This is a genomic window from Stenotrophomonas maltophilia R551-3, from assembly GCF_000020665.1.
Classification (GTDB): Bacteria; Pseudomonadota; Gammaproteobacteria; order Xanthomonadales; family Xanthomonadaceae; genus Stenotrophomonas; species Stenotrophomonas maltophilia_L.
In genome coordinates this window covers 3,993,412-4,008,655 of sequence record NC_011071.1, presented here as the reverse complement: position 1 = coordinate 4,008,655, position 15,244 = coordinate 3,993,412, and the positions used below count along the sequence as shown (strand labels likewise).

Genomic DNA, 15,244 nt, shown 5'->3' with positions numbered 1-15,244 from the left:
TCGCCGATCGGCGCTTACCCGCGCCGCCCCCTGCCGTCAATGCTGTAGCGCCCGGCGCCGGTACAGGCCAGCAGCAGGAAGCCACCGGCCAGTCCCAGATTCTTCAGGAACATGATCTGCTGGGTCTGGTCGGCGAAGTTGTGGTGGAAGATGAAGGCAGTGACCAGGCTGAAACCCACCAGCACGACCGACACCAGCCGGGTCTGGAAGCCGAACAGGATGCACAGTCCGCTGCCGATCTCGAAGGCGATGGTGGGCCAGAGCAGGATGCCGGGCACGCCCATCGCTTCCATGTAGCCCTGGGTGCCGCTGAGATCACCAAGCTTGCCCAGGCCGGAGATGAGGAACAGCGCCATCAGCAGGATGCGTGCAAGCAGGTAAGCGAGCGAATGGGATGAGTGGCTCACGTCGGTGTCCTCGGAGATGGCCGGCGAAGGCGATCGGAGCCCACCGGCAGTGAAGCCCGTGTCTACGCCAAAGGCAAGGCGCCTTGACAGCTGGCCGTCCGCAGGAGACCTTTCTCCCATGACGATTGATATTGAATCGCTCAGCCTTCGGGAGCTGGGCGCCTTGGTGGTTGCCGCTGAACAGCGGAAACAGCTGATTTCCAGCCGCCGTCCGGCCAGTGCGGTACGGCGGATGTTGAAGGCCGCAGCAGCAGAAGCGGGGTATACCCTCGAAGAGCTGTTCGGCGGAGAGGCGAACGAAGAGGCCGCTCCCCGCAGGAAACCGGCACGGCGCAGAACCGGGAAAGTGGCTGCCAAGTACCGTGACCCGGAGTACAAGCGCCTGACCTGGTCCGGCCGCGGGCGTATGCCGCGCTGGCTGGCGTCCAAGGTGCAGAAGGGCCACAAGGTGACCGACTTCCTGATTCCCGGCCTGGCCCGGCCGACGGCGCGCAAGAGCAGCCCGATCGGCAAGCGCACGGTTTTCAAGAAGGATTGAACCTGCCGCGCTGCTACCCTGCCGGGGTCTTTGAACGAAGGAACACGGGATGGCACACGATGGCAACCTGACGATCTCACCCAGAGTCCTCTACATCGCGGCAGGCGCGGCCGTGCTGGTCAGCCTGCTGGCCTGGGCGGTGGAATGGAGCGGGATGGCCTATGTCTGCCCGTACTGCCGCGTGCAGCGCACGGTCATCGGCGTGCTGGGCGTGCTGGTGCTGTTCGCGCGACCGGGCGGTCTCATCGTGCCCTGGTTGTCGTACACCGCAGGGGGCTTCGCGTTCGTGGTCGCGGCGATGCAGCACTTCAACGGCTGGAAGCGCATTTCCGCCGGGGATTTCAGCTTCAACGCGCAGTGGTACATCGACCCGTGGCTGCTGTCAGGTTGCGCGATGCTGATCCTGGTGGCGCAGCTGATGCTGGTGCAGGCCGCATGCCGGCGCAGTCTGCACTGAGGGCTGCCCACGGGCGTAGCGTCAGGCGTTCTGGAACACCGCCAGCTGCGCAGCGAACGCACGCTGGTAGGCGGGGCGCTGCGTTGCACGGCCCACATAGGCCACCACCTGCGGGTACTCATCGAGCAGGCCGCTGCTCTTCAGGCGCAGCAGCACAGAGGCCATCATCAGGTCGCCGACGCTGAAGTCGCCCTCAAGCCACAGGGTTTTGCCCAGCCACGCTGACAGCTGCACCAGCCGCATACGCACACGCTCATCGAGCATCGGCAGGCGCTGCGCATACCAGGGCTGCTCGCGTTCCAGCACCCAGGCCATCGAGCGCTCGACGATGGGCGGCTCCACCGTGTTCAGCGCGGCGAACACCCACATGATGGCGCGCATGCGCGCATCCGGATCGGTCGGCAACAGACCGGGATGCTGCTCGGCCAGGTGCAGGACGATCGCGCCGGATTCGAACAGGATCTGGCCGCCGTCCTGCCAGGTGGGGATCTGCGCGAAGGGGTTGCGGGCCAGGTGCGCGGGCTGCTTCAGCTCGTCAAAGCTGAGCAGCTGCACGTCGTAGGGCACGCCGAGCTCCTCCAGCGCCCAGCGCACGCGCATGTCACGGGCCAGGCCCTGGCCGCGGTCCGGGGAAGTGGCGAAGGCGGTGAGGATGGGGCACATCGGGGCACTCCTGCAGGCCGAAGGGCCCGCCTTTCCTGTTCCGACGAACGACGGGGCGGGAAATCGACATCGCCCGATTCGAGCCCTCACCCAACCCGATGCAGCTTCCGGTACTGATCCGGCGTGCACTGCGCGTGCCGCTTGAACATCTCGGCGAAGGCGCTGACGCCGGAGTAGCCCAGCTCTTCGGCGATCCGGCTGATCGGTCGGCGCGTGCACAGCGCCTCGGTGGCGCGCACGAACTTCACCCGCCCACGCCAGTCGCCAAGCGACATGCCCAGTTCACTGCGTGCCAGGCGCTCCAGCTTGCGCACACTCATGTGGTGGCGGCGCGCAATATCGGCCACCGATTCGGCGGCGCTCAGGTGCTTCTCCACATGCACCATCACCTGCTTCAGCACATCACTGCTGGCGACCGGCAGGAAGCTGGGCAGCACCGCGGCATTGACGATCTGATCGATCACCACCGCGGCCATGCGCTTCTGCGCGGGTGTCTTCGGATCAGTCACGCCCTGTTGCGCCAGTTCGTGCAGCAGCTCACGCAGCAATGGACTCACCTCCAACGCATGGCAACGCACGGGCAACCTGCGTGACAACGCGGGTGAAAGGTAGGCCGAACGATAGGCCAGTGCCGACCGGTTGCGTGAGTAGTGGGCCATGCCGGGTGGAATCCAGATGGCGTAATGGGGCGGAGATACCATCCACTCACCATCGATCTTCATCTCCATGACGCCCTGTGCGACGAAGTTGAACTGTCCCCACGGATGACTGTGCGTGCCCCAGTTGGTGGGCTCCATTGCGCCCTGCCGGAAGTAGATCGGGCCGGGCAGCTGGCTGAAGGTGGGGATGGGCTCAAGCGGTTGCCGCAAGCGAGAGGCGGAATGGCGCATTTTCGGGATGTCCTCGATATGCGCCAAGCGTACGCTGGCCATTCCCCTGCGTACAGCTGCCGTCTTGAACTATCTCTTCCCGATCCTTGCGTGCCTGCTATGGGGCGCGAACACCATCGTCACCAAGCTTGCCTCCGGTTCAGTGGGCCCGATCGACATCGGCTTCTTCCGCTGGCTGGTGGCCGCCATCCTGCTGCTGCCGTTTGCCCTGCCACGCCTGTGCCAGAATCTGCCGACCGTACGTGCAAACCTCGGCCGCTTCCTGGTGCTGGGGTGCCTGGGCGGCGTGATGTACCAGTGCCTGGCCTACTACGCGGCACACTTCACCTCGGCTACCAACATGGGGGTGATCCAGGCCCTGATCCCGCTGATCGCGTTGGCGCTGTCACGCGTGTTCATGGGCCATCCGGTACGTGGCACCTCCATCCTCGGAGCGGTGATCTCCAGCATCGGCGTGGTTGCGGTGGTGTCCCAGGGCGACCTGGCGCGGTTGGCTACGCAGGGCCTGAACCGCGGTGATGCGATCATGCTGGTCGGCGCGTTGGCCTTCGCCGCCTACAACGTGCTGATGCAACGCTGGAAGATCCCGCTGTCGGTGCTGGAGTCACTGTTCCTGCAGGCCACGGCGGCGTCGCTGATCCTGCTACCGTTGCAGCTGCTGATCGGGACCGGGGTGGACAACCTGACGGCGGTCGGCTGTATCGGCTTCGCGGCGGTCTGTGCATCCATTCTCGCGCCGCTGACCTGGATGACGGGCCTCTCCCGGCTGGGCGCAGCGCGTGTTTCCGGCTTCTTCAACCTGGTGCCGATCGTCACCGCAGCGTTGGCGGTGATGCTGCTGGGCGAATCGCTCAGTGGCTGGGTACTGGGCGGTGGCCTGCTGGCGGTGTCCGGCGTGGTGTTCGCTGAGTACAGCGCCAGGCGCGCCGCTGCAGTGTCGAGCGAGCAACCCGCATAGGGCTTCGGTCATGCGGGGTATGTGTCCCCGCCAAGCGCCTGTTCCACCCGCTGCTCCAGCGCGTCCGCATCGTGGCCGCGTTTGCCCCGAAGGCTGAGATGGAGCGAAAGCGGGTCCACCACATCGCCGATGCTGGTGAACGCGGGCGGATAGGCCCAGACCTGCAGCCGTGCGGTCTGCACGCAGTCCGGACCGGGCATGGGAAGTGCACCCAACAACCGCCACGCATCGATGTGCAGCGCGCGGGTGCCGCAGATCGGTGACGTTTCAGCAAGTGCATCGAGGCCTGCCGTCGGCGCCGGGTGCCCGGCATCGCGGAGCATCTCGGCGGTCGGGCCCCAGCAGACATCCACTTCCTTCAGGATGGGGGAGCGCAGGAATGGCTGTGCCCGGGCCCAGACCTCGTCGCGGTTGCCGGCCAGCTTCAGGAAGCGCTCGCGGCCACCGGTGGAGCGTTCGACCAGGCCGCGTTCGACCAGTTCGGCAGAGAGGCGCGATGCCGTCATGGAGGTGTAGCCGGCGGCCGCACTGATCTCGCGGGGAGACCACCATCGCGGCTGCCCCGACAACAACACGTGGATCAACACGGCCTGTGCCGAGGGCAGCAGCGAGATGGCCTTCTTCTCGTGATCGGGCGCGTCGCGGAACTCGATGGCCAGGCTGGGCGCGAACAGCTGGGCATGCGGAACCACGAAGTCGATATGGGCCTCCACCAGGAACCGCCGCTGGGTGGGGGTGAGATAGGGAGAGACATACAGGACCAGTGCATTTGCCGCAGCGCGCAGGCAGCGGACGTCCTGGATGACGCGGCTGCTGGACTCGCTGGGCTCGCGGGCCACGGCAAGCATCGCAGGGGTTTCCCCATACAGCATCAGCTCGGCAAGGTGATAGCGCGAGGACATCGCGCGTGGAATGGCGTGTGATGAGGCAAGCGGGTGCACCGCAGAGGCGAGCCCGGGGAGAATCCTGCGCAGGTACCGCTGCGCGTCAGTGACCAGGTCGGTCAGGCCAGTGCGAACTGCCGTCGTCATCTCGTACTTCCCTTGCGGCGGCACGTCCGGAGGATCGGGACCGGGCCACACCGTCGCGTTCAGTGGTGAACCTGGAGACGGGCGTGCAGTGTCGAGGCGCGTGGCGATCCATGCGGTCCTGCTCCCATGCCGTCATGACATCAGTGTTGCCGGGAACCTTGGAGATTCCGTCGAAGAACGATGGAGATCGAGTGGAGGTTGTGTGCATCGTGGCCGGCGGACTCCCCTTCCGCCGGCCACGAGCACGTACCTGTCGATCAGAAGCGCTGCGAGTACTTCACGTACACGGTGCGGCCGATGTCGAAGCCGCCGTAGTAGGGGAACGAGCTGGAGGGCTTGGAGAACATGATCGGGCCCTGGTGGTTGAATACGTTGTTCGAGCCCAATGCCACCGTGCCATCCCACGGCAGCTTGTAGCTGACCTGGATGTCGTGGAAGGTGTTCGAACCCACCTTGCGCAGCGCATCCGGCTCGCCGTAAGCGTAGCGGTCGGGCAGGGTGCAGGGCCGGTTCGGCACGCAGTTTTCAACCATGCCGGAGAAGTAGCGCACGGTGTACTGGGTGCTGAAGTTGCCGAGCTGCCAATTCACGCCCAGGTTCGAGCGCAGTCGGGAAATGCCCGGCTGGCCGATCCGGCCCATCATGATCGTGTCGCCAGCCGAGTTCTGGTTCTGCTCGTCGTACTTGGAGACGTAGCTGTTCTGCAGGTCGATGGTGAACCGGCCAAAGGAGAACTCGGGCAGGCGATAGCGGATGCCCAGATCCCAGCCTTCGGTCTCCATCGAGCCCAGGTTGGCGAGGCCGTAGAACATGCTGGTGATGTGGCCATCACCGGCGCGCTTTACGCTTCCGCAGCGCGAGGCATTACCCAGCACGTAGCAGTCACGCAGGATGCGGTCGACGCTGTCCTGGATGATCATGTTGGTGATCTTGTAGCTGTACCAGTCGAGGTTGATGTCCAGGCCATCGACCCAGCGCGGGCTCCAGACCACGCCCACCGTCTTGCTCTTGGACTCCTCCGGGCGCAGCTTCGGATTGGAGCCGGTGGTGAACTCGTCGGGGGTGGCACAGGGATAGCTGGCACAGGGCTTCAGGCTCTGGTTCAGCTGCTGGTAGCCAAGCGGTACGCCCGCCGCGTTGCAGGCGGCATTGCCGTTGACACTGTTGGTGGCGCCGGTACCGCAGGGATCGACATACGTCTCGAAGCTGGTGCCCAGGCCGCCGTACAGATCGGAGATGCTCGGTGCGCGGAAGCCTTCGGCGAAGGTACCGCGGATCATCAGCTCTTCGATCGGGCGCCAGGCGAAGCTGGCCTTGGAATTGGTGGTGCTGCCGAAGTTGCTGTAGTCGGAATAGCGCGTGGCCAGGTTCACGGTCAGCTCCCTGGCGAACGGCAGGTCACGCAGCACCGGCACGTTTACTTCGGCGAAGAACTCGTTGAGGCTGTAATCACCGGCGGTGGTGGAGGCACCCAGCGCCGTGCTCTGCCGCGACTGCGCGAAGGCGTCGGGCACGAAGCGGCCCTCTTCCTTGCGGTACTGGTAGCCCAGGGCGACGGACAGGTCGCCGGCGGGAAGTTCGATCACCGGTCCTGAGATGTTGGCGAAGTAGCTGCGGGTCTTGGTGATGCCGGTATCGTTGAACGTCGGGAACAGGAAGCGCTGCAGCTCGGGATCGGAGAGAGAGCCAGCCCCCGCGACCCCGAACGGCAGCAGAGGATTCCAAGCCAGGCAGCCCGAGACCGGCGATGCCGCCGTACCACAGCGGGCCACACCATTGGCGTCGAGGTAGGAGGGCCCCAACGCCTGCCGGGAAGCGATCAGGCTCATGTCGCCACGGCCCGTTTTAGTAACTTCATTGCGGTTGAACAGTGCGCCGACTTCCCAGTCGTACGCCTTGCTTCCCAGCTCGAAGTAGCCGGACAGGCTGGGCGCGACGCGCAGGGACTTCAGCTTGCTTTCGGTGGTGCGAGGCACCTCCCACAGGCGGCGATTGAACGCGATGCTGTGGTCGATGGGATTGAACACGCTGGCCGCATCCAGCGGCGTACCGAACTTGGTCGACTGGTACGGGTAACCTGCAATCTGCTGGTCGGTGGTGCGTTCGTTGTAGCCGATATCGGCAGTGAACTTGATCTGCTCGGTCAGCGCGTAGTCCGTGCTGAGGAACAGCGAGCGACGCTCGATGCCGGTCTGCAGGTGCATCTGCTCGTTGCCGTTGGCGAACTCGGCCGGCGTGATCGGATGGTAGTCGTTCGGGTTCTTCGGGTTGCCGCCACGATTGAGCGTCTTGAACACCGCATCACCGGTGTTGCACTTGTACAGGGCCGGATCGCACCACGAACCGTTCTGGCTGATGTTGCTCCAGTCCGCGCCGGGGTAGTTGGGGCCAGCACCACCGTACCGGGAGAACTCACGGTCGCGGGCAAACACCGGGTCCGACTTCTGGTACTCCAGCGCGAGCGTGTAACCGCCGCGTTCACCACGTGCACCGGTGACCAGCGAGAAGGTGCTGTCCTTGCCGTCGCCCTGGCTGAACTGTCCATGCTGCATGGACACTTCCAGGCCTTCGTAGTTCTTGCGGGTGATGATGTTGACCACGCCGGCGATCGCATCCGAGCCGTACAGCGCAGAGGCGCCGTCCTTCAGTACGTCGATGCGCTCCACCGCGCTCATCGGGATCTGGCTGAGATCCTGGTAGCCGCCGGTGGTGGCGCCCAGGCGCTTGCCGTTGACCAGTACCAGCGAGCGGGTGGCGCCCAGGTTGCGGATGTTCACGTAGTAGCCACCGACGTTCTCGCCGGAAGCCAGTGCGCGCGCACGCGAAATGGTCGGGGCGCCAGTGGAGGTGAGGTTCTGCAGCAGGTCGGCAATGGTGGTGAAGCCCTGCTGTTCGATCATCGCGCGGGTGATGGCGATGATGGGCTGCTGCGTCTCGATGTCGACGCTGCGGATGGCCGAGCCGGTGACCTGGATGCGATCGAGGTTCTTCGGTGTTTTCTCGCTGCCATCCTGGGCATGTGCGGCCGGCGACCAGGTGGCCGCCAGGGCGGTGCCCACTGCCAGTGAAAGCAGGGTGTACTTGTAATGCATTTGGCTCTCTCCAAATCCAGTTGAATGGGTTTCGTGCATGGCTGCGTGGAAACCGATCTGAAACTCCGCTGTGCGGAATCGGAAGGAACCTAACACTCCGTTTACATCCTGATTACGTTATGGACGCGTTATCGTCGCGCGCGGGATCCTGCATTCATGCACGGGCCCTGCACGAAATCTCTACGCGTCCACATGCTGCTTTGCATCAGTGTGTCTGCGCACCTTTTGCAGATCGAAGGAGACGCGTAGTGAATACCCCTGGAAAGCCAAAACCCAGTTGGCGGCAGAGGCATGTACTGCTGCTTGTACTGGCGATCGTGCTGCTGGTCGCGTTGATCATCATCATCGCGCCCTGGTGAATCGACGTCGATTCGCTCATTCACCGTGAATGGAAATGAGCCTGCGCATGAAGAAGTCAGCGCGCGTTGAATGTGGTGATGTGCACATCAATCCGTACTCACCCGACAGCCACGGCACACCCGCCACAGTGGGGTCGAAGGCAACGCAATCGCGCTGCCATTCCCCACAGACTTTCGAGCACACAGGAGCGACTCCATGAGCACCCAGTCCACCATTGAACATCGCCTCAACGACCTGATCGAGATCGCCCGCGACGGCAAGTCGTTCTATGAAGAAGCCGCGACCAAGGTGAAGGATGCCGAGCTGTCGGCATTGTTCACCCGCATCGCCGGCGTCAAGGGTCGTATCGTCTCGGCGTTGAGCAGCTCGGTTGCTGCCAGCGGCGGCAAGCCGGCCGAGCACGGCACCATGGTCGGTTCGATGCAGCAGTTCTACGGCAAGGTGCGTGCCGCGTTTGGCGACACCAATTACGGCTATGTGGCCGAACTGGAAGAATCCGAAGATCGCCTGCTTGGCGCGTTCAAGGACGTGCTGAAGGACAACGAGCTGCCGCCGGCCGTGCGCCAGGAAGTGACCCAGCTACTTCCGGAAGTGCAGGAATGCCACAACGTCATGCGCGCCCGCAAGCACGCCATGAAGGCGGCCTGACGCTCACTGGCGGCCTTCTCCCCGGGGCCGTCACGGCCGGGGCGGCATTGCCGCTCCGGCCATCTTTGCAGCAGGCGGCTCAATCCCGCGTTTCAGGTGCGATGTCCGTCAAATGCAGCACGCGGCCGATCAGCTCGCTGAAGATCGGTGCAGCGACGGTGCCGCCGCCATAGCCCCCCAGCCGCGCATCCGGATCGTCAACAACCACGGCGACCGCATAGCGCGGATGGTCTGCGGGAACGAGGCCGGCGAACAGCGATGTGTAGCGGCGTGCATAGCCGCCGGCACTGGCCTTGCGCGCGGTGCCGGTTTTCCCCGCGATCGGGTAGCCGATGATGCGCGCACGGGTCGCAGTGCCGCCCGGCCCAGAGGTGGTTGCCAACATCGACAGTACCTGCTCGGCAACATGTGCAGGCATCGCCCGTGTGCGGACCGGTGAGCGCCCTAGCTCGAACGTTGGTTGCACACGCACGCCATGGTTGGCCAGCGTGGCGTAGGCATTGGCCAGCTGAAGCGTGGTCATCGACAGGCCGTAGCCATAGGCCATGGTCTGCTTGCTGGTGCCGCTCCAGGCGTGCGTATCGGCCAGCGTACCGCTGCGCTCTCCGGGAAAGCCGCTACCGGTCGGGTGCCCGGCCCCCAGGGCCGCGAACATGTCGTGAAGCTGGTCGCTGCTGAGGCGACGCGAGATCAACGAGATGCCGACGTTTGAACTCTTCTTCAGTACCTCGGTCGTATCCAGTACACCCAGGTCCTGGTAGTCGCGAGTGGTGAAGCGTCCGTTGCGGATCCAGCCGGGATGGGTGTTGAACGTGCTGGTTGTGGTGATCACGCCGGCATCGAGCGCCGCAGCCACCGTGAATGGCTTCACCGTGCTGCCGGGCTCGAATACATCGGTGACGGCGCGGTTGCGGTGGGCGTCGATCGGCCCCGCGCCGGGATTGTTGCTGTTGTACGTGGGCCAGTTGACCATCGCCAGGACCTGGCCACTACCGACTTCCAGCACGACCACGCTGGCGGCCGCAGCGCCGTGGCGTTGGGCCGCCGGCCCCAGGCCTGCATGGAGGGTGTACTGCATGCGGCTGTCGAGCGACAACACGATGTCCTCGCCGGCGCGCGCAGGACGGCCGCGGTCGCGCAGCTCCACCGGGCGGCCCTTGCGGTCGATGATGACGTCGCGGTAGCCCGCCCGGCCCGCCAATCGCGCCTCGAACATCCGTTCCAGTCCTTCCACACCACGGCCTTCGATATCGGTGATGCCGATGACCTGCGCGAACAGATCCGACTGCGGGTAAAAGCGCTTGAACTCCCGCTGCAGGTGCACTCCGGCGGGAGCCCTGGCGAGCAGAGCTTCGAAGCTCGTTGGATCACCCCGGCGGAAGCCGGGCAGGTAGACGAAGCGCCGCTTTCGGTCGCGCGCGAGCAGGCGGGCCAGCGCGGTGGCATCAGCGTCCAGTGCCGTTGCCAGTGCTTCGACCGACCCGGATGCATCGAAGAATTCCCTGGGGTCGATCCACAGCGAAGCCACCGGCGCTGACCCGGCGATGACGGTGCCATGGCGATCGTAGAGCGTGCCGCGATGGGCACGCAGGGGATGGTGCCGAAGCATCCGCGCTTCGGCTTGCCGCAGGTAGAAACGATGGTGGATGATCTGTACATCGGCCGCGCGTGCCAGCAGCAGGCCGCCCATCGCGACCAGTGCTGCGCAGGTCAGGCGGTAGCGGCGGCGGAAATCATGGCCGCGTGCTGCACGTGGGGAAAGGCTCCTGTTGCGTACACCGCTGGACATCGATCGCGTCGCTACAGCGGCTGATCGGCGATGTACGCCAGCAGCGCAGCGGCGCTGTCGACGACGCTGGCATGGCTGCGACTGTTGGCAATGGCCATGCAGGTGATTTCGGCATCGCGCAGTGCTGCCAGCCGGTCCTGCAGGCGGGGATAGGGCTCGGCCGAGCGATAGGTTGCGGTGTAGCCGGCGTCCAGCATCGGTTGGATCTGCACGGGGTGGTTGCCATGCAGCTCGCGCAGCGCGTGGTCCAGCCGAGCGACATCGCAGGACGCAACGGCATTGAACGCGTATTCCCACTCCACGGCATTGGCCATGCCCATGTCGATCTGCTTGAGCAGTGCATCGCGCGGCGGTGTACCGAGGGGCGGGGCTGGCACCGCCAGCGCATCGGTGGCCGGCAGTGCGATCAGAAGCAGGATCAGTGGAAGGTTCAGTCGCATGTGTGTGGCTCCCGGCGTGAAGCAGAGGCGCGTGCTGCGCGGCTCTGCTGTGGGCGTCCCAGCAGTGCCACCGCCAGGCTGGCCAGCGCTGCGGCGATGGCCGAGGTCCACAGGGCGCTGGCGAACCCGTGGCTGTAGATCGCCTGTGCGAACGTCGCGGTGTGAGTGCCGGCGAACGTACCGGTGGCGATCGCATCGGCTATCGGCCGCACGTCGTCGGGTGGCACCGCCGCCGCCAACGCCTCGCGGATGCCCAGGCTCAGTGCGCTGGAAAGGATGGTGAAGCCCAGCAGGATGCCGACGAAACGCGTGGTGGCGCTGATGCCGGAGGCCATGCCGGCGCGGTCGCGCGGTGCCGCACCGATGATGGCCTTGGAGGTCTCGCCATTGAGGATGCCGCCACCGGCACCGATCACGATCATCGCGACCAATGCCAGCCATGGCCGTTGCTGCCACGCGGCGAGGCCGGCCACGGCGTTGCCGGCGGCGGTGATCGACAGGCCGATGGCCAGTACGGCAGGGCTCGTCAGGTGGCGGCCCAGCCGCCGGCCGATCGCAGGGAACAACAGCATCGCCCCGGCGAAGGGCAGCATGCCGACACCCGCGGCCAACGCGCCCAGCCCCATGCCATTCTGTAGGTACTGCGGCAGCATCGAGGCCATCACCTGGGCGCTTACCGAATAGCCGACCATGGCGATGAGCGCGCCGACGAAGCGCGGGCTGGCCAGCAGCCCGAGGTCCACCATGGGATGCGGCCGTGCCCGCTCAACGATGACGAAGGCGGTCCCCATGGCGAAGGCCAGGGCCAGCCCGGTCAACGCCGTTGCAGCGCCCCAGCCCTGCGCCAGGCCTTCCACCAGGAACAGCACGATGCCGAAGATCGCCAGGCTGAAGGTGGCGATGCCGGGCGGGTCGAGCGGGCGGAGCACGCTGTCGGAGGATTCCGGTATCCAGCGCAGCGCGCCGTAGCCGAGCAGGGCGAGGAACGGCAGGATTGCGATGAACACCGCGCGCCAGCCCCACAGTGTGGAAAGCGCGCCACCGATCAACGGCGAGAGCACCATCATCATGCCCATCGCCGTGCCCCAGAATGCCCACGCGTTGTCCTTGGCGGCCCCCTCGTGGAAGGTGTGGCCGATGATCGACAGCGACGGCGCCAGCAGGAATGCGGCACCCACGCCCTGCAGCGCCCGTGCGAGGTAGAGCGATGCTGCGGTCGGCGCCAACGCGCACAGCAAAGAGGTGAGGGCGAACACGGTGATGCCGATCAGCAGCACGCGGCGGCGGCCGCAACGGTCGGCGATGGCACCGGCCGGCAGCAGCAGCGAAGTGAATGACAGGATGTAGGCGCTGATCACCCACTCGATATCCGCGAACCCGGCATGCAGGTCACGCGCGATGCCGGGCAGTGCGACCGCCACTGCATTGGTCTCGAGCACGGTCATCGTGCAGCCCAGCGAGGCCACCAGCAGGACCCGGTCGGGCAGCCTGCGTGGCACGGGGGAAGGGGTGGGGGAGGGCGGCACCGGTCGCTCGCAAGAGGGAGAGGACAGGCATTCCAGCAGCGATCGGTGTTTGTTTCATTCTCGGTGTTTTCCCGGTACGTTAGGTTTTGCCTAACAAATCGCCGCCCATGGAACGCCGTCACCTGGAGTACTTCGTCACCTTGGCCGAGGAGCTGCACTTCGGCCGCGCGGCGCTGCGGCTGGGGATCGCCACGCCGACCCTGAGCGTGCAGATCCAGGACATCGAGCGCCGGCTCGGGACCCGCCTGTTCGAGCGCGGACGTCGGGAGGCGGCGCTGACCTCGGCAGGCGAGGTGTTCCTGGCCGAAGCACGTGACGTGCTGCGCCGGTTCGAGCAGGCCGAAACCGTGGGCCGGCGGGCTGGCCGCGGCGAGATCGGCAAGATCGAGATCGGTTATGTGGGTTCGGCGTTGTATGCCGGCGCGCTGCAGGACCAGCTGAGCCGGTTCCGCGACCGCTATCCCGGCGTTGACCTGCAGGTGAGCGAATGGCCGATGGGCGTGCTGCCGGAGCTGCTGCAGCAAGGCCGGGTGGACGTGGTGTTCTGCCGGCCGCCGATGGATGTGCCCGACAGTTTCGGTGAACACACCCTGGTCGAGGACCAGTTCTGCGTGGCCCTGCCGGAAACCCATCCGCTGGCGCAGGCGCGGAGTCCGGTGCGACCGGCGGCGCTGGCCAGGGAAGGGTTCGTGATGCCGGAACAGCCGGCCGGCGCGATGGAGGTCGCGCGACGGGGCGGCTTCATTCCACGCATCCGTTCGCAGCCCGGCCATCTGGCAGCGGTGCTGGCCGAGGTTTCCGTCGGTGTCGGTTCGGTGGCGATCGTGCCATCGGTGCTGCAACGCACGCTGGTGCTGCCGGGCATGGTCTATCTGCCGCTGGCCGGGCCGACCATCGTTTCGACCATTGCCGTGCAGTACCGCCAGGCCGAGACCTCGTCGGTGGTGCGGCGCCTGATCGAACAGGTGAAACAGACGCCATGCAGGCGCATCGACATGCTGCCGCTGGGCTGACCGCTGCGGCCGCTTGCCGGTGGTTGCTACACTTGCGCCACCTGTACAGGTATTCGATGGCGCCATGAACAACGGGAACGGTCCGCAGACAGTTCGCTGAGCCGCAACAACGATGCAGACGTTGTTGCGGTGATCATCCCTGCGATGCACGCGAAGTGGATGGATCACCGCCGGATTCACTCTGGGCGGAGACTCCCCATGTTCAATCGACAGGCCCCACGTTGGGCCCATTCCCTGGCGTCGGCCATCGTGCTGATGGCCCCCTTCGATCTCCTGGCCTCGCTGGCCATGGATATCTACCTGCCTGTGGTTCCTGCAATGCCACGCGCGCTGGGCACCTCGCCGGTGCTGGTGCAGCTGACGCTCAGTGCCTACCTGCTGGTGCTCGGCGTGGGCCAGCTGGTGTTCGGCCCACTGTCCGACCGCATCGGGCGGCGGCCGGTGCTGTTGCTGGGCGCGTTGCTGTTCACCGTCGCGTCGATAGCGCTGGCGGCGTCCGGCAGCGGTGCGGCGTTCCTGGCCTGGCGTACCGTGCAGGCGATCGGTGCATCGGCGGCGCTGGTGGCGACCTTCGCCACCGTGCGTGATGTATATGCCGATACGCCGGAGGGTGCTTCGCTGTATGGGTTGTTCGCCTCGATGCTGGCCTTCGTGCCCGCGCTCGGTCCGATCCTTGGTGCGTTGGTGGCAGGCGCATTCGGCTGGCGTGCAATCTTCGCATTGCTGGGCGTGCTCGGCCTGATCGCCGGCCTGCGCGCGCAACGTCATTGGCAGGAGACCCGCCCGCCGCGCAGCGACGCGCCAGGCCCGGTGCTGCAGCGCATCCTCCGCAGCGGTGGGTTCTGGGTGTACACGCTGGGTTTCAGTGCGGGCATGGGCACCTTCTTCGTGTTCTTCTCGATCGCCCCCCGCATCCTGGTTGGACGCATGCAGTACTCGCCGCTGTCCTTCGGCTTGGCGTTCGCAACGGTGGCGCTGGTGATGATTTTCAGCGCGCGCTTGGCGAAGAGGCTGATCGCCCGCTGGCAGGTGCGCGGGACCTTCCTGCGTGGGCTGTGGGTGATGATCGGCGGGGCGTTGCTGATGGCACTAGCGACGCTGTGGCCGCCGTCATTCGCCAGCGTGGTGCTGCCGATGTGGGCCATCGCGGTGGGCCTGGTGATGGTGGTATCGGTGGCTGCCAACGGCGCATTGCGTGATTTCGCCGATGCCTCGGGGATGGCGGTGGCGCTCTACTACGCCCTGCAGAGCGTGATCGTTGCCGGCGTGGGGACGTTGGCTACCGTGCTGCTGCCGGGAGACACGGTGTGGCCGCTGGTGGCCTGTGGGCTGCTGTTGCCGCTGGCCAGCCTGCTGGCCGCAAGCTGCCTGCCACGTGGCGCATAGCGGCCGGCGGCGGACAAAAAAGGGGCGGCCGCAAGGCCGCCCCAAT

14 protein-coding genes are annotated in these 15,244 nt (G+C 65.8%); 6 read left to right on the top strand and 8 right to left on the bottom strand.

Annotated features, from left to right (window positions below; genetic code table 11):
- Positions 1-14: 14 nt before the first annotated feature.
- Positions 15-407 carry a DoxX family protein gene (locus SMAL_RS18095; RefSeq protein WP_006395621.1) on the bottom strand — a complete coding sequence of 131 codons (393 nt, stop codon included), beginning with the start codon at positions 405-407 and terminating at the stop codon, positions 15-17.
- A gap of 118 nt (positions 408-525) precedes the next feature.
- On the opposite strand from SMAL_RS18095, the gene SMAL_RS18090 reads away from it, so the two are divergent.
- Both SMAL_RS18090 and SMAL_RS18085 read left to right on the top strand, forming a co-directional pair.
- A complete protein-coding gene (locus tag SMAL_RS18090) occupies positions 526-945 on the top strand; it encodes an H-NS histone family protein (RefSeq protein ID WP_012512202.1) in 420 nt (139 codons plus the stop codon).
- A gap of 49 nt (positions 946-994) precedes the next feature.
- Positions 995-1,402 carry a hypothetical protein gene (locus SMAL_RS18085; RefSeq protein WP_012512201.1) on the top strand — a complete coding sequence of 136 codons (408 nt, stop codon included), beginning with the start codon at positions 995-997 and terminating at the stop codon, positions 1,400-1,402.
- A gap of 21 nt (positions 1,403-1,423) precedes the next feature.
- Here the strand turns inward: SMAL_RS18085 and SMAL_RS18080 are convergent, their stop codons facing one another.
- Positions 1,424-2,065, bottom strand: coding sequence for a glutathione S-transferase family protein (locus SMAL_RS18080; protein WP_012512200.1), 642 nt, complete (start codon positions 2,063-2,065; stop codon positions 1,424-1,426).
- Between the two features lie 86 nt (positions 2,066-2,151).
- The gene (locus SMAL_RS18075) at positions 2,152-2,955 is read right to left on the bottom strand and encodes an AraC family transcriptional regulator (RefSeq protein ID WP_012512199.1); all 804 of its coding nucleotides are present in this window, start codon (positions 2,953-2,955) and stop codon (positions 2,152-2,154) included.
- 7 nt (positions 2,956-2,962) lie between these two features.
- Here SMAL_RS18075 and SMAL_RS18070 point away from each other — a divergent pair, with 7 nt between their 5' ends.
- Complete coding sequence (locus SMAL_RS18070; protein ID WP_198283147.1) at positions 2,963-3,913, top strand: DMT family transporter; 951 nt, start codon at positions 2,963-2,965, stop codon at positions 3,911-3,913.
- Between the two features lie 8 nt (positions 3,914-3,921).
- Here SMAL_RS18070 and SMAL_RS18065 read toward each other — a convergent pair whose 3' ends face one another.
- Both SMAL_RS18065 and SMAL_RS18060 read right to left on the bottom strand, forming a co-directional pair.
- On the bottom strand, positions 3,922-4,944 hold the full coding sequence (locus tag SMAL_RS18065; protein ID WP_012512197.1) for a helix-turn-helix domain-containing protein: 1,023 nt from the start codon (positions 4,942-4,944) through the stop codon (positions 3,922-3,924).
- Positions 4,945-5,201: 257 nt separating this feature from the next.
- On the bottom strand, positions 5,202-8,036 hold the full coding sequence (locus SMAL_RS18060; RefSeq protein WP_006395577.1) for a TonB-dependent receptor plug domain-containing protein: 2,835 nt from the start codon (positions 8,034-8,036) through the stop codon (positions 5,202-5,204).
- Positions 8,037-8,591: 555 nt separating this feature from the next.
- On the opposite strand from SMAL_RS18060, the gene SMAL_RS18055 reads away from it, so the two are divergent.
- Positions 8,592-9,044 carry a PA2169 family four-helix-bundle protein gene (locus SMAL_RS18055; RefSeq protein WP_006395575.1) on the top strand — a complete coding sequence of 151 codons (453 nt, stop codon included), beginning with the start codon at positions 8,592-8,594 and terminating at the stop codon, positions 9,042-9,044.
- A 79-nt stretch (positions 9,045-9,123) separates the two neighbouring features.
- On the opposite strand, the gene SMAL_RS18050 is transcribed toward SMAL_RS18055, so the two are convergent.
- From SMAL_RS18050 to SMAL_RS18040, 3 genes are read right to left on the bottom strand one after another with little or no spacing between them, the layout of a single operon-like run.
- Positions 9,124-10,833: a peptidoglycan D,D-transpeptidase FtsI family protein gene (locus SMAL_RS18050; RefSeq protein WP_012512196.1), complete on the bottom strand. Its 1,710-nt coding sequence runs from the start codon at positions 10,831-10,833 to the stop codon at positions 9,124-9,126.
- 11 nt (positions 10,834-10,844) lie between these two features.
- Entirely contained in the window at positions 10,845-11,273 is a 429-nt protein-coding gene (locus SMAL_RS18045; RefSeq protein WP_012512195.1) for a hypothetical protein, read from the bottom strand.
- Positions 11,264-12,799 carry an MFS transporter gene (locus tag SMAL_RS18040; RefSeq protein ID WP_012512194.1) on the bottom strand — a complete coding sequence of 512 codons (1,536 nt, stop codon included), beginning with the start codon at positions 12,797-12,799 and terminating at the stop codon, positions 11,264-11,266. The genes SMAL_RS18045 and SMAL_RS18040 overlap by 10 nt, the downstream gene beginning before the upstream one ends.
- 107 nt (positions 12,800-12,906) lie before the next feature.
- Between SMAL_RS18040 and SMAL_RS18035 the strand changes: the two genes are divergently transcribed.
- Both SMAL_RS18035 and cml read left to right on the top strand, forming a co-directional pair.
- Entirely contained in the window at positions 12,907-13,812 is a 906-nt protein-coding gene (locus SMAL_RS18035; RefSeq protein ID WP_012512193.1) for a LysR substrate-binding domain-containing protein, read from the top strand.
- A 198-nt stretch (positions 13,813-14,010) separates the two neighbouring features.
- Positions 14,011-15,198 (top strand): CmlA/FloR family chloramphenicol efflux MFS transporter, encoded by a 1,188-nt coding sequence (cml, locus tag SMAL_RS18030; RefSeq protein WP_012512192.1) that lies wholly within the window; start codon positions 14,011-14,013, stop codon positions 15,196-15,198.
- The last annotated feature ends 46 nt before the right edge of the window (positions 15,199-15,244 follow it).

Bases quoted from the DNA above. Each gene is read 5' to 3' on its own strand.
- SMAL_RS18065 (WP_012512197.1), bottom strand. From the start codon at position 4,944: ATGACGACGGCAGTTCGCACTGGCCTGACCGACCTGGTCACTGACGCG.
- SMAL_RS18050 (WP_012512196.1), bottom strand. From the start codon at position 10,833: ATGTCCAGCGGTGTACGCAACAGGAGCCTTTCCCCACGTGCAGCACGC.
- SMAL_RS18035 (WP_012512193.1), top strand. From the start codon at position 12,907: ATGGAACGCCGTCACCTGGAGTACTTCGTCACCTTGGCCGAGGAGCTG.
- SMAL_RS18075 (WP_012512199.1), bottom strand. From the start codon at position 2,955: ATGCGCCATTCCGCCTCTCGCTTGCGGCAACCGCTTGAGCCCATCCCC.
- SMAL_RS18070 (WP_198283147.1), top strand. From the start codon at position 2,963: ATGTCCTCGATATGCGCCAAGCGTACGCTGGCCATTCCCCTGCGTACA.
- SMAL_RS18045 (WP_012512195.1), bottom strand. From the start codon at position 11,273: ATGCGACTGAACCTTCCACTGATCCTGCTTCTGATCGCACTGCCGGCC.
- SMAL_RS18055 (WP_006395575.1), top strand. From the start codon at position 8,592: ATGAGCACCCAGTCCACCATTGAACATCGCCTCAACGACCTGATCGAG.
- SMAL_RS18060 (WP_006395577.1), bottom strand. From the start codon at position 8,036: ATGCATTACAAGTACACCCTGCTTTCACTGGCAGTGGGCACCGCCCTG.
- cml (WP_012512192.1), top strand. From the start codon at position 14,011: ATGTTCAATCGACAGGCCCCACGTTGGGCCCATTCCCTGGCGTCGGCC.
- SMAL_RS18090 (WP_012512202.1), top strand. From the start codon at position 526: ATGACGATTGATATTGAATCGCTCAGCCTTCGGGAGCTGGGCGCCTTG.
- SMAL_RS18080 (WP_012512200.1), bottom strand. From the start codon at position 2,065: ATGTGCCCCATCCTCACCGCCTTCGCCACTTCCCCGGACCGCGGCCAG.
- SMAL_RS18085 (WP_012512201.1), top strand. From the start codon at position 995: ATGGCACACGATGGCAACCTGACGATCTCACCCAGAGTCCTCTACATC.